This window comes from Vibrio sp. Of7-15 (assembly GCF_022347565.1).
GTDB lineage: Bacteria > Pseudomonadota > Gammaproteobacteria > Enterobacterales > Vibrionaceae > NORP241.
Genome location: NZ_JAKRGH010000014.1, coordinates 78,072 through 97,842 on the forward strand (window position 1 = coordinate 78,072; position 19,771 = coordinate 97,842).

At 43.6% G+C, this 19,771-nt stretch carries 20 protein-coding genes; 7 read left to right on the top strand and 13 right to left on the bottom strand.

Going from position 1 to position 19,771, the window contains the following annotated elements; translation table 11 throughout:
* Positions 1-24: 24 nt before the first annotated feature.
* Positions 25-888 (bottom strand): 16S rRNA (cytidine(1402)-2'-O)-methyltransferase, encoded by an 864-nt coding sequence (rsmI, locus tag MHO82_RS15065; RefSeq protein ID WP_239184869.1) that lies wholly within the window; start codon positions 886-888, stop codon positions 25-27.
* 61 nt (positions 889-949) lie between these two features.
* Between rsmI and MHO82_RS15070 the strand changes: the two genes are divergently transcribed.
* Genes MHO82_RS15070 through MHO82_RS15085 form a run of 4 tightly spaced genes read left to right on the top strand, consistent with a single transcriptional unit; the run spans position 950 to position 4,279 of the window.
* Entirely contained in the window at positions 950-2,761 is a 1,812-nt protein-coding gene (locus tag MHO82_RS15070) for a penicillin-binding protein activator (protein WP_239184871.1), read from the top strand.
* Positions 2,736-3,116: a YraN family protein gene (locus MHO82_RS15075; protein WP_239184873.1), complete on the top strand. Its 381-nt coding sequence runs from the start codon at positions 2,736-2,738 to the stop codon at positions 3,114-3,116. Before MHO82_RS15070 ends, MHO82_RS15075 begins: the two co-directional genes overlap by 26 nt.
* 3 nt (positions 3,117-3,119) lie before the next feature.
* Positions 3,120-3,713 (top strand): phosphoheptose isomerase, encoded by a 594-nt coding sequence (locus MHO82_RS15080; protein WP_239184875.1) that lies wholly within the window; start codon positions 3,120-3,122, stop codon positions 3,711-3,713.
* On the top strand, positions 3,713-4,279 hold the full coding sequence (locus MHO82_RS15085; RefSeq protein ID WP_239184877.1) for a BON domain-containing protein: 567 nt from the start codon (positions 3,713-3,715) through the stop codon (positions 4,277-4,279). The genes MHO82_RS15080 and MHO82_RS15085 overlap by 1 nt, the downstream gene beginning before the upstream one ends.
* 55 nt (positions 4,280-4,334) lie before the next feature.
* On the opposite strand, the gene sspB is transcribed toward MHO82_RS15085, so the two are convergent.
* The 8 genes from sspB to zapE all read right to left on the bottom strand — a co-directional run bounded on the left by sspB (position 4,335) and on the right by zapE (position 10,692).
* Entirely contained in the window at positions 4,335-4,835 is a 501-nt protein-coding gene (gene sspB, locus MHO82_RS15090) for a ClpXP protease specificity-enhancing factor (RefSeq protein WP_239184879.1), read from the bottom strand.
* Positions 4,835-5,473: a stringent starvation protein SspA gene (gene sspA / locus MHO82_RS15095; protein ID WP_239184881.1), complete on the bottom strand. Its 639-nt coding sequence runs from the start codon at positions 5,471-5,473 to the stop codon at positions 4,835-4,837. Before sspA ends, sspB begins: the two co-directional genes overlap by 1 nt.
* 86 nt (positions 5,474-5,559) lie before the next feature.
* The gene (locus MHO82_RS15100; RefSeq protein ID WP_239184883.1) at positions 5,560-6,297 is read right to left on the bottom strand and encodes a cytochrome c1; all 738 of its coding nucleotides are present in this window, start codon (positions 6,295-6,297) and stop codon (positions 5,560-5,562) included.
* Complete coding sequence (locus MHO82_RS15105; RefSeq protein ID WP_239184885.1) at positions 6,294-7,559, bottom strand: cytochrome bc complex cytochrome b subunit; 1,266 nt, start codon at positions 7,557-7,559, stop codon at positions 6,294-6,296. Before MHO82_RS15105 ends, MHO82_RS15100 begins: the two co-directional genes overlap by 4 nt.
* Positions 7,559-8,149 (bottom strand): ubiquinol-cytochrome c reductase iron-sulfur subunit, encoded by a 591-nt coding sequence (petA, locus tag MHO82_RS15110; RefSeq protein WP_239184887.1) that lies wholly within the window; start codon positions 8,147-8,149, stop codon positions 7,559-7,561. The genes MHO82_RS15105 and petA overlap by 1 nt, the downstream gene beginning before the upstream one ends.
* A 335-nt stretch (positions 8,150-8,484) precedes the next feature.
* Complete coding sequence (rpsI, locus tag MHO82_RS15115; RefSeq protein ID WP_239184889.1) at positions 8,485-8,877, bottom strand: 30S ribosomal protein S9; 393 nt, start codon at positions 8,875-8,877, stop codon at positions 8,485-8,487.
* A 15-nt stretch (positions 8,878-8,892) separates the two neighbouring features.
* Entirely contained in the window at positions 8,893-9,321 is a 429-nt protein-coding gene (gene rplM, locus MHO82_RS15120; protein ID WP_239184891.1) for a 50S ribosomal protein L13, read from the bottom strand.
* A 255-nt stretch (positions 9,322-9,576) separates the two neighbouring features.
* Positions 9,577-10,692, bottom strand: coding sequence for a cell division protein ZapE (gene zapE / locus MHO82_RS15125; protein WP_239184893.1), 1,116 nt, complete (start codon positions 10,690-10,692; stop codon positions 9,577-9,579).
* A gap of 124 nt (positions 10,693-10,816) precedes the next feature.
* Here zapE and zapG point away from each other — a divergent pair, with 124 nt between their 5' ends.
* The 3 genes from zapG (at position 10,817) to degS (ending at position 13,905) form a co-directional block, all read left to right on the top strand.
* On the top strand, positions 10,817-11,260 hold the full coding sequence (zapG, locus tag MHO82_RS15130) for a Z-ring associated protein ZapG (RefSeq protein WP_239184895.1): 444 nt from the start codon (positions 10,817-10,819) through the stop codon (positions 11,258-11,260).
* 75 nt (positions 11,261-11,335) lie between these two features.
* Positions 11,336-12,703 carry a Do family serine endopeptidase gene (locus MHO82_RS15135; protein WP_239184959.1) on the top strand — a complete coding sequence of 456 codons (1,368 nt, stop codon included), beginning with the start codon at positions 11,336-11,338 and terminating at the stop codon, positions 12,701-12,703.
* Positions 12,704-12,840: 137 nt separating this feature from the next.
* Positions 12,841-13,905 (top strand): outer membrane-stress sensor serine endopeptidase DegS, encoded by a 1,065-nt coding sequence (degS, locus tag MHO82_RS15140; RefSeq protein WP_239184897.1) that lies wholly within the window; start codon positions 12,841-12,843, stop codon positions 13,903-13,905.
* Between the two features lie 70 nt (positions 13,906-13,975).
* Here degS and parC read toward each other — a convergent pair whose 3' ends face one another.
* The 4 genes from parC to cpdA all read right to left on the bottom strand — a co-directional run bounded on the left by parC (position 13,976) and on the right by cpdA (position 19,735).
* On the bottom strand, positions 13,976-16,240 hold the full coding sequence (gene parC, locus MHO82_RS15145) for a DNA topoisomerase IV subunit A (RefSeq protein WP_239184899.1): 2,265 nt from the start codon (positions 16,238-16,240) through the stop codon (positions 13,976-13,978).
* 108 nt (positions 16,241-16,348) lie between these two features.
* Positions 16,349-18,229 (bottom strand): DNA topoisomerase IV subunit B, encoded by a 1,881-nt coding sequence (parE, locus tag MHO82_RS15150; RefSeq protein WP_239184901.1) that lies wholly within the window; start codon positions 18,227-18,229, stop codon positions 16,349-16,351.
* 91 nt (positions 18,230-18,320) lie between these two features.
* The gene (gene yqiA, locus MHO82_RS15155; RefSeq protein WP_239184903.1) at positions 18,321-18,908 is read right to left on the bottom strand and encodes an esterase YqiA; all 588 of its coding nucleotides are present in this window, start codon (positions 18,906-18,908) and stop codon (positions 18,321-18,323) included.
* 2 nt (positions 18,909-18,910) lie between these two features.
* Positions 18,911-19,735 carry a 3',5'-cyclic-AMP phosphodiesterase gene (gene cpdA, locus MHO82_RS15160; protein WP_239184906.1) on the bottom strand — a complete coding sequence of 275 codons (825 nt, stop codon included), beginning with the start codon at positions 19,733-19,735 and terminating at the stop codon, positions 18,911-18,913.
* Positions 19,736-19,771: the final 36 nt, after the last annotated feature.

The window sequence follows — 19,771 nt, forward strand, 5'->3', positions numbered from 1 at the left end:
AACGGCAAACAGAGCCAATACGCCTTACTCTAAGTGCTCTAAGCCCCATTTATAGAGCGCATTTTTCTTTAGACCATAGATTTCTGCAGCTAATGCTGCCGCTTTTTTCAAAGGCAATTCTTTTACTAAGATACCTAACGTACGCGTTGCATCCAGCGGCAAAGAGTCTTTTTCATCACTACGATAACCATGAATCAGTAGAACCATTTCACCACGAATACGGTTACTGTCTTCCTTTAGCCACTCAATCAGTTCACCCAATGGCGCACCATGAATTGTTTCATAAGTCTTCGTTAACTCACGAGCCAAAACAACTTCACGCTCCGCACCTAATACTACCAGCATATCTTCAAGTGAATCTGTAATACGATGCGGCGACTCATAAAAGATGCAAGTACGCTCAGCTTGAGCAATTTCTTCAAACTTATCACGACGACCTTTGCTTTTTGGAGGAAGAAAGCCTTCAAAACTAAACCGGTCAGACGGAAGACCAGCAGCACTTAATGCCGTGATCACTGCACATGCACCAGGCAATGGCACCACTTTCACTCCCGCTTGGCGACAACGATTAACAAGGTGATAACCTGGATCGCTGATCAGTGGTGTGCCAGCATCAGACACTAACGCAATACTTTGACCCTGCTGCAATTTTTCAATTAGGAAGTCTGCTTTTTGCTGTTCATTATGATCATGCAAAGCAAATGTGCGTGTAGAAATAGAAAAATGAGACAATAAACGTCCTGTATGTCTGGTATCTTCTGCAGCAATCAAATCGACTTGCCCTAAAACCTCTAAAGCTCTTTGGGTAATATCCCCCAAATTACCAATTGGAGTAGGCACTATGTACAAAGTTGCGACATCTACCACGGATGTATTGCTATCACTCATTTGTTTACGATCTCTTCAGCGATTAGTATAGGAGGTAACTTCATAACCTTGAACAGAACTCATGGCCAAGATTACCCATAAGCGAAAGAGTGTAACACGTCTTCTAGCCCCTGTAGCCCTTGCTATCGGGTTGGCTGCGTGTTCAGGAACACCAAACCAACAATTGAGCGCCGATATTACGGCACCTGCGACCGCCAGTTCGGCTGATTATATTCTTCAAGCAGAGAATCAAGAAGGAGCGCTAAAAAACGACTGGCTGATTTTAGCGTTAAAAGCCTCCATCAATGAAAATAATATCTCACAAGCCGATTTAATTTTACGACGCCTTGCCAACCAAAACTTATCTCCAGTACAAATGGCAGAGTGGCAACTCGCACGTGCAGAATTGCGCCATAAAAATCAACAAACAGGCTTAGCACTGCAAGGACTTAACTTCCAGCCTTGGTGGAAGTTAGCTGATGCCCAGTGGCAACACTATCATCAATTACGTGCCACACTGTTTTCTTTAGCCAACGACGAACTGAATGCCAGCCGCGAGTTAATCGAGCTCGCCAAATACAGCCAAGACCCTTCAGCTCAATGGCAACAGGTATGGCAAAAAATCACGGTATACAGTCAGTACGAATTACAATCTTTAAAGTTTGATGAGGAAGAAGACGTTTTACGAGGTTGGAGCCAGCTGGCGATTTATATAAAAACCCTTCAAAATCGTCCAAGTAATCTAAAAAAAGCTTTAGAAAACTGGCTAGCGACTAACCCCAACCATCCGGCGGCCACTTATACGCCATCAGTCATTACCGAAATTCTCGCGTTAGAGATTGTTCGCCCCGATAATGTTGCTTTGCTACTGCCGCTTTCTGGTAAATATGCACCTCAAGGCAGCCGAGTTCGAGACGGCTTCATCAATGCGATGCTTAGTGATGAAAACCGCAACGAAGCAACGAACTTAAAAGTCATTGATACCAACAGCCAATCAATGGAGCAAATCACTGCCCAGCTAGCCAATAACCACATTGAATTTGTGATCGGCCCACTAACAAAAAGTAACATTGAGAAGTTCCAAGCCGTCAACCATAATAACCTACCGCAGCTGGCCTTAAATATTCCAGAGCAAAGAAGTAGCACTGCTAATGCATGCTATTTTGCACTTTCCCCTGAGCAAGAAGCTCAGCAAGCGGCACAGCATTTATTTGCTAATGGCCATCAATACCCACTGGTTTTAGCGCCAAGTGGGAAATTTGGTATGCGAGTCGTAGAGGCTTTTAACCAGCAATGGAAGCAACTCACTAATCAAGCGCCCGAAAACCACTTCTTTGGTTCTAAATCTCAGCTTCAGCAGCAAGTCAATGATGTATTTGGCCTAAAAGACAGCCAGAACCGCATTGCTCAAATGAAGCAAATTCTTAACATTGAGTTAGAAACGCAAGCACGTAGCCGACGTGATATTGATGCGGTTTACATGATTGCTAACCGCTCGGAGCTCACGCTGCTTAAACCTTTTATTGAGGTTGCTATTAATCCAGATGCAAACCCTCCGAAGTTGTTCGCCAGCTCACGCAGCAACAATGGCAGCAGCAAACAGCTTAGTGAAATTAAGGGTATCGAATTCAGTGACATTCCACTTCTAACCGATGAGAACCATAGCTTTATGGTTAAATTTGAAACCTTATGGCCAAAAAGCAGTAATGGCCAAGTTCGCTTACATGCTTTAGGAATGGATGCATACCAGCTCATCACAGAGCTACCACAAATGAAAGCAGTGGAAAGCTATAGCACTCCAGGAAAGACAGGCGTCTTAAGCATCAATAAAGAATGTGTCATTCAGCGTCAGATCAGTTGGGCTACCCATGGCTTGGCTAAAACGCAACAATAGCACCAAAGTTCAAGGTGCTCACTACGAGCAAGTGGCTAAGCATTTTTTACTTAGCCACTCACTAACGTATGTCACCTGCAACTTTTCTTGTAAAATGGGCGAAATTGATCTCATTATGCAAGATAACGACACTCTGGTATTTGTAGAAGTAAAATACCGTCGCCACCGACAATACGGTGCAGCAGAAGAAATGGTGAATTACGCCAAACAAAAAAGGTTAATGAAAACGGCCTTTTATTGGCTGAAAAAACATAACTACGCCATTGATAACACCTCATTTAGATTTGATGTTATTGCTATTCATGAACAAGGTAATGACATTAATTGGATAAAAAACGCAATTGTTGAAGGGTAACCAATGCTAGAGAGCATTAGAGAAAGTTTTACAGAAAGTATTCAAATCCAAATTGCAGCGGCAGAAGCCTTACCAGATGCTATTACTCATGCCGCTCAAGCCATGGTGACAAGCCTACTGAATGGCAATAAAATTTTATGCTGCGGTAATGGCGGTTCAGCATCTAACTCTCAGCAATTTGTCTCCTGTCTTGTCAATCGCTTTGAAACAGAGCGACCAAGCCTACCGGCAATGGCTCTAACAGCAGAAACCACCACACTAACAGCAGTCGCCAATGACTATCACTACGATGAAATCTTTTCCAAGCAAGTACGAGCCTTTGGCCAAGCTGGTGATATTTTATTGGCAATTTCGACCAGCGGTAACAGTAAAAATATCATTAAAGCGATGGAGGCTGCCGTTTCACGTGACATGACTATCGTTGCACTAACAGGGAAAGATGGCGGCGAAATGGCAGGATTACTCGGTGAGTCAGATGTCGAAATTCGTATTCCTTCACAACGTACCGCTCGCATACAAGAAGTACATTTAGTGACATTACACTGTTTATGCGATCTTATTGATCAGGTTTTATTCCCACAGCATGAGGAATACTGATGAAACTGATTAAGATCCTATTGGTTGCGAGCTTGATCAGTTTACAAGGTTGTGCAGGTCTATTTGTAGCCGGGGCCGCAACAACGGCTGCTGTGGCTACCGATCCTCGTAGCACTCAAGAGCAGTGGCAAGACACACAATTAGAGCTAGAAGTCACAGGCATCGGAAATAAAGCCCCTTTTCCTGGTAAAGCACGTGTGTCGGCCATCGTGTATCAAGGAAAAGTACTTCTGGTTGGCCAAGCTGTTGACGAACAAACCAAAAGCCAGCTAGAACAGCAAGTGCGTTCATTAAACAATGTTAAAGTGCTGCACAATCAGATCAGGGTTCGCGAGCTCTTAACTCTATCAAACATAAGCAATGACAGCTGGATCACCACCAAAGTAAAGTCCGCACTTTTAACCAATAAAGAGCTCAATGGTGTAAAAGTGAAAGTCAACACAGAAGACAGCGAAGTTTTTCTCAGTGGATATGTAACTCGGGAATCTGCCGATATCGCAACAGATGTCGCACGTAATATATCAGGAGTAAAACAAGTGATTAGGGCGTTTGAATACGCTGAATAAAGTACACTAGCCACTATTCATTTATAAAAAAGCAGCGATGGTTCGCTGCTTTTTTCTATACCAAACGTAGCGTTGGGCGACCTGTTGGTCTTGGTGGCTCATTATCTGGATCTGGTTCAGACACAGATTCTGAAACCTCTGCTTCAGTCTCAACGACACTGCTTAAATGAGTCTGAGGCGCTTCTTCTGGAATGCTCTCATCCTGCTCTTCAATATGTTCTTCTAAGTAAGCATCTTCTGGCTCAAACACTGTGCCTGCACCGTTTTCACGGGCATAAATAGCTTGAACTGCATACATAGGAACAATAATCGCGTGTGGTCTACCACTAAAGCGAGCATTAAAGGTAATCGCTTCATTACCTAGCTCTAAATTACCAACAGCATGTGGAACGATGTTCAACACAATTTGGCCATCTTGCACAAACTCCATTGGAACTCGTACACCAGGCATCGTAGCATCAACAACTAGATGAGGGGTTAGCTCATTATCAACTAACCACTCATAAAATGCCCGCACCAAATAAGGACGACGCGGAGCCATTTTTTCCATATCCATTATCGACCAGCCAAACGCATCTCACGCTCAACTTCAGTCAAAGAGGCTAGGAATGAATCACGCTCAAATACGCGGTTCATGTATAGCTTCAACTCTTTTGAGCCAGGACCTGTTAACTCAATACCCATTGACGGTAGACGCCACAATAGAGGTGCTAAGTAGCAATCAACAACGCTGAATTCTTCACTCATGAAGTAAGGGTACTCAGCAAATACTGGTGCTAGGCTTAATAGATCATCACGAAGTTGGCGGCGAGCTGCATCAGCTTCATCCGTCGAGCCTTTTGTGATCTTTTTCGCTAATGAATACCAGTTATTCTCTACACGGTACATCATCAAACGACTATTACCACGAGCAACTGGGTATACTGGCATCAATGGTGGGTGAGGGAAACGCTCATCCAAGTATTCCATGATGATGTTTGAGTTATATAGTGCTAACTCACGATCGACCAGAGTTGGAACGGTTTTGTAAGGATTTAGTTCAGCCAGTTCAGAAGGTAAATTGGCCGGATCGACTAATTCAATTTCAACACTTACACCTTTCTCGGCTAGAACGATACGAACTTGATGACTATACATATCAGACGCGTCTGAGAACAAAGTCATCACCGAGCGTTTATTGGCAGCAACAGCCATTAAGCCCTCCAGTATATAAACGGATATAAAAACAATGGAGGCGATTTGCCCCCATTGCATACTATTAACGAGTTAGATTACCACGATTAGTGGACATCACGCCAATACTCTTTCTTCAATAGAATAGTCATAATCAGCAAGATAACCAAGAAACCCATCACCCACCAACCTAGTTGATGACGCTCAAGTTTCACCGGATCACCCGAGTATTCTAAGAAGTTAACTAAGTCACGTACTGCAGCATCGTATTCACTCGTACTTAACTCACCAGAACCGTCAGATTCAATGCCAACAAAAACTTCTTGCTCAACACCGTCGATAGGTCGAGTTTCGTACACTTTACGAGGGATGCCCTGAAGCTCTTCAAGAACATGCGGCATACCAACGCTTGGGAATACAACATTATTTACGCCAAACGGACGACTTGGATCCGCATAGAAAGAACGTAAGTAAGTATATAGCCAGTCAGTACCACGAACACGAGCAACCAACGTTAGATCTGGTGGTGGAGCACCGAACCAAGCAGCAGCTTGATCACTAGGAATAGCACTCACCATTAGCTCACCGATCTTTGTTTCAGGATCAAAAATCAGGTTCTCTTTCATGAGCTCTGGTGGAATACCTAAATCTGTTGCAACACGCTCATAACGCTGATATTGCGTTGAGTGACAAGCAAAACAATAGTTCATAAACAACTTCGCGCCGTTTTGAAGCGAAGCTTTATCACTGAGGTCATTATTTGCTTTATCTAGAGGTACGTTACTACCCGCTGCCATTGCAAGAGATGGCAATAAAGCAAAAAGTACTAAGATCCACTTTTTCATTTAAATGTCACCCTTTCTGGTAGCGGCTTCGTTGCCTCGTTTTTACTGTAGAAGTACAACAGAACGAAGAACATGAAATACATCAAGCTAAAGATTTGAGCCAGTAATGTGTAGGTTGGTGTCGCTGGTAACGCACCTAAAATACCTAGCGCAATGAAGCTGATAGTGAACTGCACAATGTTAAATAGGTGAATCTTACTACGGTAACGGTATGAACGAACTTTACAACGATCTAACCAAGGAAGTAAGAATAGCACGACAATTGACGCCCCCATTGCCACAACACCCAATAACTTATCTGGAACCGCACGTAAGATCGCGTAGAACGGTGTGAAATACCATACAGGAGCAATATGCTCAGGTGTTTTCAGCGGGTTCGCAGCTTCAAAGTTAGGTGGCTCAAGGAAGTAACCGCCCATCTCAGGGTTAAAGAACAGTACGTAGCAGAATAAGATCAAGAAACCAGCCACACCTACTAAATCTTTTACCGTACCGTATGGATGGAAAGGAATCGAATCAATGATGTCGTACTTCTTCGAGTAGTACTCATGGAATGGGAATTGAGTCTTGTAGCCTTCGCCTTTAGTACCTTTAGGCAACTTAGTTTCGATACCGTCTGGGTTATTTGAGCCCACTTCATGCAGCGCTAGAATGTGCAATACAATCAGCAGCAACAGCACGATAGGCAGAGCAATAACGTGTAGAGCAAAGAAACGGTTCAACGTTGCGCCCGAGATAACGTAGTCACCACGAATCCACAGCGTTAAATCATCACCAACAACCGGAATAGCACCAAACAGTGAAATAATTACCTGTGCACCCCAGTAAGACATTTGTCCCCATGGTAGTAGGTAACCCATGAATGCTTCAGCCATCAACACAAGGAAGATTAACATACCAAATAGCCACAATAGCTCACGAGGCTTTTGGTATGAGCCGTAGATCAAACCACGGAACATGTGCAGATAGATCACCACAAAGAAGGCAGAAGCCCCTGTGGAATGCATATAACGTAATAACCAGCCGTATTCCACATCACGCATGATGTATTCAACAGATGCAAAAGCGCCTTCACCAGATGGAACATAGTTCATGGTTAACCAAATACCAGTCAGTAGTTGGTTAACAAGTACTAGCATGGCTAACGAGCCAAACAGATACCAAAAGTTAAAGTTTTTTGGCATTGGGTATTCAGAAAGGTGCTTTTTGTAAGCATTCATCGCCGGCAGGCGTTTTTCAATCCAGCCGAGTAACGCGTCCATTATGCGTCTCCTTCATCTTTACCGACAAGAACCTTCGTGTCGCTTAAGAACATGTGTGGTGGCACCACTAAGTTCAATGGTGCAGGTACGCCTTGGAATACTCGACCAGCCATATCAAACTTAGAACCATGACACGGACAGAAAAAGCCAGAGCTAACACCTTGAACTTGTTCACTAAAACTGTCAGGTAAATACGTAGGTGAACAACCAAGGTGAGTACAGATACCCACGGCTAAAAATATTTCAGGCTTAACAGAACGATATTTATTCTGGGCATATTCAGGCTGCTGCGCTTCCCCTGATGCAGGGTCACGTAACTGACTGTCTAATTGGCCCAGTTCATTTAAAATTGCTTGGCTACGGCGGACGACCCAAACTGGTTTACCACGCCACTCGACGCGAACCATTTGGCCTTCTTCTAACTTACTGATATCAACTTCAACAGGTGCCCCGGCAGCCTTTGCTTTGGCGCTCGGGTTCCAAGATTTAATAAAAGGCACGGCTACAGCCACTGCACCCAGCCCTCCAACAACTGAAGTCGTTGCGGTCAGGAAGCGGCGTCGGCCATTACTCACTGGCGCATTGCTCATCCAACATTCTCCCATTTGCTCTCGCGTAGATTTTTTATTATGTCCTAAGCGTCTCAGAGCTACGGCTAACTTTCAACGGTTTGATTTTTAACAGAAAATAGTTTTACTTATTAGACTGTCATTTTTTAACCGTTAAATGATAAAGAAAACCCTACTTTTTGACAAGATAAAGCTACGTTTTTGCAACAAATGTGAACTGTGTTGGTTTTTTGAAAGAGAGGGGGGATAATTTGAAGTTTTCTACAATAAAAACAGTGATTTTAAGCAATAAAAAAGTCCGGCAGAACCGGACTTTTGTGCCACAATATGAACCAGTGAGACACTGGTGCGTAAAATTAACGCTTAGAGAATTGTGGACGACGACGTGCTTTACGTAGACCAACTTTCTTACGTTCAACGCAACGAGCGTCACGAGTAACGTAGCCAGCTGCACGTAGAACAGGACGTAGAGACTCATCGTATTCCATAAGAGCGCGTGTGATACCGTGACGGATCGCACCAGCTTGACCAGAAATACCACCACCTTTAACAGTGATGTGTAGGTCTAGTTTCTCAGTCATTTCAACTAGCTCAAGAGGTTGGTTAACAACCATGCGAGCAGTTTCACGACCGAAGTAAACGTCAAGGCTACGCTTGTTGATTACGATGTTACCAGTACCCGGCTTAATAAAAACACGAGCTGCTGAGCTTTTACGGCGACCAGTGCCGTAGTATTGATTCTCTGCCATTGCCATAATCCCCAATTAGATGTCTAGTACTTGTGGTTGTTGAGCAACATGGTTGTGCTCAGCGCCCGCGTAAACTTTAAGCTTACGGTACATTGCACGGCCTAGAGGACCACGTGGTAACATGCCTTTAACCGCTAATTCGATAACCATTTCTGGTTTACGTTGAATCAGTTTCTCGAAAGAAATTGATTTTAGGCCACCTGGGAACTCAGTGTGACGGTAGTAAGTTTTACCAGCCGCTTTGTTACCAGTTACAGTAACTTTATCAGCATTGACAACGATGATGTAATCACCAGTATCAACGTGAGGAGTGTATTCAGGCTTATGTTTGCCACGTAGGCGAGATGCAATTTCAGTTGCGATACGGCCAAGAGTTTTACCTTCAGCGTCCACAACATACCAGTCACGTTTTACAGTCTCTGGTTTAGCAACGAAAGTTTTCATGCTAAGTATTATCCGTTAAATAAAATTTACACTTTAGGAGCAGGTTATGCTCCCACTGTTTAGAGCCCAGTCATCACCCCTTCGAGTGGTTGGCACTCTCGGCGTTGTGCCGTCACAGTAACGGTGGGTCGCAGGATTATAGTGAAGGGTGTGGAAAAAATCACCTCTTTTTTGAAAAAAAACGTGATTTATCTCACTTAGAGTTAAAAAGAAAGAAATGGCTCTATTTTCTTATGTCATTTCTTTCAAAATCGACTATGGTAAATGTTCTTTTGCTAAATAATCGTGGCTTTGCATTTCAATCAAGCGGGACTGGCAACGCTTAAATTCAAACTCTAGTCGCCCATCTGTATATAGCTCTTCTAAAGCCACTTCAGCCGAAATAATCAACTTTACATTACGCTCATAAAACTCATCTACCATCGCAATAAAGCGACGTGCAGCGTCATCAATTTGGCTATTCATTTGCCTTACTTCTGACACTAACACCGTATGGTAGATTTTTGACATTTCAATATAATCACTTTGACTTCGAGCGGTTTCGCATAGCTCTGAAAAACTAAAATGCACAATACCATCAGCTTCGTGGCGAGTTTGCATTTGTCGGTGATTAATTTCGATAGCTTGATACTCTGTTCTTGGCTCTACAGACAATTTTTCAAAGTAGGATTCAATGTTTTTCTCTGCCACCGCATCCAGAGGGTAATGATAAATCTCGGCTTGCTCTAAAGTTCGTAAACGATAGTCCACCCCACTATCAACATTCACCACATCACAATACTTTTCAATTAACGCAATGGCAGGAAGAAAGCGAGCACGTTGTAAACCATTACGATACAGCTCAGGTGGTGGGATATTCGATGTGGCAACCAATGTGATCCCTCTTGCAAATAACGCCTCAAGCAACGTCGCTAAAATCATTGCATCAGTAATATCGGATACAAAGAATTCATCAAAGCAAATAATGTCCGTTTCTTGTTTGAAGCGATCCGCCACGATCTCCAAGGGATCCGACTGTTGATCCAAACTCGTCAGCTCATCATGCACCCGGTGCATGAAACGATGGAAATGGATCCGCATCTTTCGTGTTGTTGGCAAGGCTTCATAAAACGTATCCACTAAATACGTTTTACCTCGCCCAACCCCACCCCAAAAATAGAGCCCTTGTACAGGCTCAAGCTTCACAGATGCTGACTTTTTCTTAAAGAAGCTGGATAAGAAGCCTTTTTTATTCACTTCTTTTGGAGCCGCCTTCGGCGCTTGCATACGCTGATAAAGATCATCTAAATGATCCACCGCCTGCTCTTGAGCTTTATCGTGATGAAAGTCTACTTTCTGCAGATCTTGTTGATATTTTTCTTTTGGCGTCATGCCGTGTAACACCTTTTGTTTTGTCCGTTATGAAAAGCCATAGTACCATGCAGAGTGTAGAGCATGTATATTGTAAGTACTGGGAAACATTTCTCAGATCATATTTTAACCATAAGGAGTCAGTATGGCTTGGACTTATAGTTTAGTATTCTTAGTTGTTGGCATTGGGGTGGGCATTCTCATTTCCCGTTTAATGAACCCTCAAGTAAAACAGCAGAAAAACCTTCAACAAGAGTTGGATAAATCCAAATATGAACTAGAGCAATACCGCCAAGAGTTGGTTGATCATTTTGCTTCTAGTGCTTCTTTGCTTGATTCATTAGCAAAAGACTACAGTAAGTTATATCAACACATGGCAAAAACTTCCTCAGAATTAATGCCTAACTTGCCAGAGCAAGACAACCCATTTGCAGGGCGAATTACTAACTTAACTGAGGTAACAAAATCAACGGATGACAATACTCAACCCAAAGATTACGCAAATGGTGCAACTGGACTGCTAAAAGATGAACCATCTGCGGCACCAGAACCCGAAGAAGAAAAAGTCGCAGAACCAAAAGCGAGCTAACCAATATTTGAATTGAACTTTGCCTAAGGTTCTTTTGTCATACACTGTGATTCAAAACACTGGAGTCCATGAATGATGAAAAAACCTTTACTTGCTTTAACTGCGTTAACTTTAGGTATAAGTTCAATCATTACCCCTGTCACTGCAACGGCAGCGCTTCCTTTATCGGTTGAAGGGCAACAATTGCCTAGCCTTGCTCCTATGTTGGAACAAGTTACCCCTGCCGTTGTCAGTATCGCCGTCGAAGGCAAACAAGTATCTAAACAACAATTACCTGAAAACTTCCGCTTCTTTTTTGGCCCTGACTTCCCATCAGAGCAAATAAAAGAGAGACCATTTCGTGGCTTAGGCTCTGGTGTGGTCGTTGATGCGAAAAAAGGCTATATCGTCACAAACCACCACGTTATTAATGACGCAGACAAAATTCGCGTTCAACTGCACGACGGCCGTGAGTACGACGCAGAATTAATCGGCAGTGACAAGATGTCCGACATTGCCCTACTAAAATTAGAAGACGCTAAAAATCTGACTGAGATCAAACTGGCAGATTCTGACGCACTTCGTGTCGGCGACTTCACTGTAGCGATTGGTAACCCATTTGGTCTTGGGCAGACTGTCACATCAGGGATCATCTCTGCACTGGGGCGCAGTGGCTTAAACATCGAAAACTTTGAAAACTTCATCCAAACCGATGCAGCAATTAACAGCGGCAACTCAGGTGGTGCTCTAATTAACCTCAAGGGTGAGCTGATTGGTATTAATACCGCTATTTTAGGCCCCAATGGCGGCAATGTAGGTATCGGCTTTGCCATTCCTGCCAACATGGTGAAAAACTTATCGGATCAAATTTTAGAATTTGGTCAAGTCAAACGCGGCATTTTAGGTGTTCAAGGCGGCGAGTTAACTTCCGAGCTAGCTGAAGCTTTCGGTTATAAAACAAACCATGGTGCCTTTGTCAGCCAAGTCATTCCAGACAGTGCAGCTTCAGAAGCAGGCCTACAAGCCGGTGATATTATTATCTCTGTGAACGGCAAAAAAATCCGTACTTTTGGTGAACTACGGGCAAAAATTGCCACACTTGGCGCAGGTAAAAAAGTCGATATCAGCGTAATACGTGACGGTAGTGAAAAAGACTTTACGGTGACTCTACGTGAAGCCAAAGAAAATAAAACCAAAGCAGAATCATTACATGCTGGCCTTGCTGGTGCAGAGCTGACCAACAGCACTGACAGTGATCATGTCGCTGGTGTAAAAGTTTCGGAAGTTACCAAAGGCTCAACAGCCCAACGCTACGGGTTGAAAAAAGGTGATATTATCATTGGCTTAAACCGAACTAGAGTGAAAAATTTAGGCCAACTACGTACCTTACTAGAAGACAAACCTAATGTATTAGCTCTTAACATTCAGCGTGGCGAACAATCACTTTACCTTGTTATCCGCTAATTTATCGAACTCTAGATACGCATTCACAGGAAGGCATCTCTCGCCTTCCTGCTTCTTTGCTATTTTTTCCTCAGGTTCAATGCTATTCTCTTTCCTCAACAATTAATGACCTACATAGCATACGATTTGAGGTAGAAATGCTGGCATTTTTATTACGTTCAGTTGTATTGGGCATAGTAACCGCCGCCATTTTACTTGCCGCACTACCCGAACTCCGTACCAAAATAATACCGACAGAGTCTCTCTCTTCCCCTGTGGTGACCAAAGGCTCCCAGCTCTCTTTTACCTATGCAGTGCGCAGAGCTGCACCTGCTGTGGTCAATATTTACAGCAGACAGTACAGCAGTAGTGACCGCTTAAAGCTCAATACAGAGGTACTCGGCTCAGGGGTTATTGTCAGTGAGAAAGGCTACATTATTACTAATTACCATGTTGTTGCTGAAGCCGATCAAGTCATCGCCGCCTTACAAGATGGTCGTTTATTTAATGCTCAACTGGTTGGTAAAGATAAACGCACCGATATCGCCGTGCTCAAAATTCAAGAAGGCAATCTTCCTGTTATTCCTCTCAATAGTAATTACGACGCTGAGATTGGCGATGTCGTGCTTGCTATTGGTAACCCCTACAATATCGGCCAAACAACAACATTTGGTATTATTTCAGCCACAGGACGGGCTGGAGTCAGCGGATATGGTCCTCAAAGCTTTATTCAAACCGATGCTGCAATCAACCGAGGTAACTCCGGCGGCGCGTTAGTCAATACGCGTGGTGAGCTTGTTGGTATCAATACCGCTTCTTTCCAACAAACAACTGACTTAGAAACCTACGGTATCTCCTTTGCTATCCCCTACGCTCTTGCTGACAAAATTATGAGAAAGCTCATTTCCGATGGTCGAGTTATTCGGGGCTATATCGGTATCGATGGTCGTGACATCAACCCTGTCATGGCAAGGTTGATGGATGTTGAGCTTATCAAAGGAATTTTAGTCTATGCTGTTTTTGAAAACAGCCCAGCCCAAAAAGCGGGAGTACAAAGCCAAGACTTATTAGTCGCCATTAATAATAAGAAAATCGATGATAGGCAAAGTGTCCTAGACATTATTACCGACCTACGACCTGGTACCCCTGCTGAACTTCATATTATCCGCCGAGGAAAACCAATCACCTTAACGGTCATTATCGGTGAAGATTTAAGCGAATAATCACTAATATATTCAGTCCAATAAAAAACGCCTTCATGTGAAGGCGTTTTACTTTTAAAGATCGAAAGCTTTATTCGTCCACATCTGCTTTAACAGACTCAACTTCAATACTGGTTACTCGCTGTAAGCCCCTTGGTAACAAGCTACCACGACGCCCTCTTTCTCCGCGGAAATTATCCAAATCCGCAGGTTTTAAACCGAGTTTACGTTTACCAGCATAAAGCGTCAGCGATGCACCTTTTGGTATCGACATCAAATGAGACAAAAACTCCTCTCGTGCTTTAGAGCGCGCAGCTGGAATATTAATGATCTTATTCCCTTTACCTTTACTTAACTGAGGTAAGTCTTTAATCGGGAACAATAGCATTCGACCTTCATTGGTGATGGCTAGAATCTCATCATCATCAAAATTATCGACAACTTCAGGCATCATAACTTCTGAGTTTTCAGGTAACGTAAGCAGAGCTTTACCGCTTTTGTTTTTAGACAGCATATCACTGCCTTTACATACAAAGCCGTAACCTGCATCAGAGCCTACCAACCAAATTTGCTCTTCTTCCCCCATCACAACATGGCGGATTTGGCTACCAGCCGTTACGTTCAAACGACCAGTAATTGGCTCACCTTGGCTACGAGCAGATGGCAGAGTGTGAGACTCTAAAGCATAACTACGCCCATTGGAGCCCATAAACACCGCTGGTAAATTACTCTTTCCTCGCGCATGAGCAAGGTAGCTGTCACCAGATTTATAATTGAGGCTTGAAGGATCAACATCATGACCTTTCGCGTGACGAATCCAACCTTTATCAGACAATACAACTGTGATTGCTTCGCTTGGCACTAAGTCACGTTCAGTTAATGCTTTAGCTTCCGCACGCTCTACCAACGGAGAACGACGATCATCGCCATATTTCTCAGCATCGGCCTGAATTTCTTTTTTGATCAGCGTATTTAATCGACGTTCAGAACCAAGCAGTTTCTCAAGATGATCACGCTCTTTTGCTAATTCATCCTGTTCGCCACGGATCTTAATTTCTTCCAGTTTGGCTAACTGTCGAAGCTTGATCTCTAAAATTGCTTCCGCTTGCTTTTCCGACAGTTCAAAGCGAGTGATTAGCTCATGCTTTGGATCATCTTCAGTACGGATAATTTCAATAACTTCATCAATATTCAGGTAAGCAGCCAATAAACCATCAAGAATATGTAAACGAGCTAATACTTTATCGAGGCGATGCTGTAGGCGTCTACGAACGGTTTCACGACGATATTCAATCCACTCTTTTAGGATCGACACCAAGCCTTTTACTTGTGGGCGCTGATCCAAGCCAATCATGTTTAAATTTACACGGTAGCTTTTCTCTAAATCAGTAGACGCGAACAGATGGTTCATTAACTGCTCACTATCAATGCGATTTGAACGTGGCACGATCACAATACGGGTTGGGTTTTCATGATCCGATTCATCACGTAGATCATCCACCATTGGCAGCTTTTTCGCTCGCATTTGATTTGCGATTTGCTCTAATAACTTGCTGCCCGATACTTGATGCGGAAGCGCGGTAACAATGATATCACTGCCTTCTTTGTGCCACACAGCACGCATCTTAATACTGCCTTTACCTGTGCGGTAAATCTTTTTGATATCGCTGCTCGCAGAAATAATTTCCGCTTCTGTTGGGTAATCCGGCCCTTTTACGAACTCCATGACTTCATCAAGTTCGGCTTTAGGGTTCTCTAGTAAATGAACGGTCGCATTGGCCACTTCGCGCACATTATGAGGAGGAATATCCGTTGCCATACCAACCGCGATGCCCGTAATACCATTCAATAGAATATGAGGTAAACGAGCTGGCAAGATCTTTGGCTCTTTCATCGTACCATCGAAGTTAGGTTGCCACTCAACCGTACCTTGGCCTAATTCCCCTAACAGGATTTCAGCAAATTTAGATAACTTCGATTCCGTATAACGCATTGCTGCAAATGATTTAGGATCATCCGGAGCACCCCAGTTACCTTGGCCATCAACCAATGGGTAGCGGTATGAAAACGGTTGAGCCATCAATACCATGGCTTCATAACACGCTGAGTCACCATGTGGGTGGTATTTACCTAATACATCACCGACGGTACGAGCTGACTTTTTATATTTTGCAGAGGCGGATAAACCCAGCTCTGACATCGCATAAATGATACGGCGTTGTACTGGCTTTAGACCATCACCAATGTATGGCAGGGCACGATCCATGATCACGTACATGGAATAATTTAGATAGGCGTCTTCGGTAAACTTACGCAGCGGCAGCTGTTCTACGCCATCTAATGAAAGATCTGTCATTGACTTAATCCATTCGATTCTTTAAGGCCTTCGCACTGTTCGCCAAGGCTTAAATTCTTAATTATAAAGCTAAGGTGGTACTCCACATTTAAGGAGAAAGTGCCGTCATTACACTTCGGCAAGATCACCTTTCGATTGCAACCATGAACGACGGTCATCGGCACGCTTTTTACCTAATAACATGTCCATCACTTCGTTGGTTTGCTCATCATCATCAATAGTGAGCTGAACTAAACGACGTGTGTTTGGATCCATGGTCGTTTCACGCAATTGCAGTGGGTTCATTTCACCCAACCCTTTAAAGCGCTGTACGTTAATTTTCGCACGCTTGTTGCTCAAACGATCTAGTACGCCTTCTTTTTCATCATCATCAAGGGCATAGAAGACTTCTTTACCACAGTCGATTCTAAATAGAGGCGGCATCGCAACATAAACATGACCAGCACGAACCAAGGCTTTGAAATGTTTCAAATATAACGCACATAATAAGGTGGCAATATGCAGTCCATCTGAATCAGCATCGGCCAAAATACATATTTTACCGTAGCGTAATCCACTCAGATCATCTGAATCGGGATCAATACCAAGTGCAACTGAAATATCATGAACTTCCTGAGAAGCCAGTACCTGATCGGCAGACACTTCCCATGTATTTAAGATCTTACCGCGCAATGGCATAACAGCTTGAAACTCACGATCACGCGCTTGTTTTGCAGAGCCCCCTGCCGAGTCACCCTCCACGAGGAATAACTCAGTACGGTTTAAATCTTGAACAGAGCAATCGGTTAATTTGCCTGGTAGCGCAGGGCCTGACGCCACTTTCTTACGAACAACTTTTTTGCTGGCGCGCATACGACGGTGCGCATTCGCAATACACACTTCAGCCAGCTGTTCAGCCAGTTGGGGCTTTTCGTTTAGCCATAGACTAAAGGCATCTTTAACCACACCGGATACAAAAGCGGCACACTGACGAGAAGAAAGACGCTCTTTGGTTTGGCCTGCAAACTGTGGGTCTTGCATCTTAACAGAGAGCACGTAAGCACAACGCTCCCAAATATCATCCGCAGTTAACTTAACGCCACGAGGCAATAAGTTTCTAAACTCACAAAACTCTCGCATGGCATCCAGTAAGCCTTGGCGCATACCATTAACGTGTGTACCACCTTGCGCGGTTGGGATCAGGTTAACGTAGCTTTCCGCCACTAACTCGCCACCTTCAGGCAACCAAATAACGGCCCAGTCAGCCGCTTCAGTTTGACCTGAGAATACGCCAGTAAACGGTTCTTCAGGCAATAATGTGTAACCTTTAACCCCTTCTGATAAATAATCTTTTAAACCGTCTTGGTAACACCAGTTATAAACTTTGTCATTCACCTTATCGGTAAACACAATCTCTAAGCCTGGGCATAAAACCGCTTTGGCTTTTAGATTATTCACAAGACGAGAAACTGAGAACTTAGCAGAATCAAAATAGCTCGCATCTGGCCAGAAATGAACAGTCGTACCTTTGCTACGACGACCACACGTTCCCGTTACTTGAAGATCAGAAACTTTATCGCCATTTTCAAAAGCAATCTCATACACTTCTCCGCCACGGCGAACTGTCACTTCAACACGCTTAGAAAGGGCATTAACAACCGAGATACCTACACCATGTAGACCACCGGAAAATTGGTAGTTTTTACCCGAAAACTTACCACCCGCATGCAGCTTACATAGAATAAGTTCAACCCCAGACACTTTCTCTTCTGGGTGAATATCTACAGGCATACCTCGGCCATCATCGATCACTTCCAGTGATTGATCGGCATGTAAAATTACCTGTACTTTACTTGCGTGTCCGGCGAGTGCTTCATCGACACTGTTATCAATAACTTCTTGCCCGAGATGGTTTGGGCGAACGGTATCGGTATACATGCCTGGTCGGCGGCGAACTGGCTCTAAGCCATTAAGAACCTCAATGGCTCCAGCGTTATATTGCTCTGTCATATCTCGGAAGGTATCTGAAATTTTGTCATATAGTCGGGAAGGAGCCTTCTCTTGTCAAGCAAGGCCCCACATAGAAAAGTGAAACTACGAGCTAAAGTTCTAAAAACTCAATAATTTTGGCAGGATAACGTTCAAAGTTAATGAAACTATGATCACCGCCTTCTTCTACGGTCTGTTTACTGGCTTGGTACTTATCAACGGCTTGTCGATAATCTAAGACTTCGTCGTCTTTTTGCTGTAGCAACCAAAAATCATCTGGATTTTGTATGCTAGCTACATCTAACTCAATCAACTCGCCAATGTGCTGCTCAGTTAGTATATATTCTTCGCTCGTATAAGGGTTAGTTTGTGGGCCTAAATAGTCTTTCAACAGCTCGTATGGCTTTACGGCTGGATTGACGAGTACCACTGGTAGCTGATAATGAGAATTCAGCCAAGTCGATAAATACCCTCCCAGCGAACTGCCTATCAAACCTATCTTATAGTCTGCTTTATGTTGCTCTACGATCGAACGTAATAATTCGGCCGCCGCAGCAGGAAAACAGGGTAAACGCGGTACTTCAACTCGAATATCAGGCCGATGCTGTTCACAATAATCTTTCATCACCTGAGCTTTGTAAGACAAAGGAGAGCTATTGAAGCCGTGGATGTACAACAGCATAGTTGGTTGTGATGGCATGTTTAGTATCCAGTCGAAGTGAAGTTAGGTTGGAACGAGTTATCTTTCAACCTGTATACTTTTGTCACAATTTCACCTGACGGCGTCAATTCTAATAAACGCCAGCCCGGCCCTTGTTGATCAAGAGCAAAGTCATCGGAATCAGGCAAAAACTGAATACATGTCGAAGGCGTTGCTAGTAAACGAATGCCCTTGCTCATTCGATCAAGCTCTTGGTGAATATGACCACACAAAATACCTTGAACATTCTTGTGTGACGCTAGGGTATCCCAAAAATCCGCATTATTGTGCAATTGATGCTGATCCAACCACGCGCTGCCCGCTGGCATAGGGTGGTGATGTAACAAAATCAAGCTATGGCGATCTGCATATTGCCCTAACATCTTATCTAATAAGTTCAGCTGAGCCTCGCTAAGCTCACCGTGCGGCACTCCTTGGACCTGACTGTCTAATAAGATAACCTGCCAATGTTCACCCACTAAAACATGTTCACATGCTTTAATTTGATCTGATGGTAAAACACTTTGCATGCTTGGCTGGTAATCATGATTTCCGGGTAGCCAATAACAAGGCTGAACTAATGGTGCAATGCCATCTGCAAAACGTTGATAAGATTCTTTTGTATGATCTTGAGAAATATCACCAGTAGCCAAAATCGCATCAAACGTCGGTGTTTGATGGTTGATAGCATCGACTATGGCATGAAAGCTATCTAGAGTTTGTACGCCTAACAAGGCCCCCTCAGGATTAGCAAACAGGTGGGTATCAGTCACCTGTAATAAAACCACATTTTCTGATCGCTCTACTGGCAATATATCGGACTGCAAAACGTCAAAATCCTGTTGTAATTGTTCAATGAATAT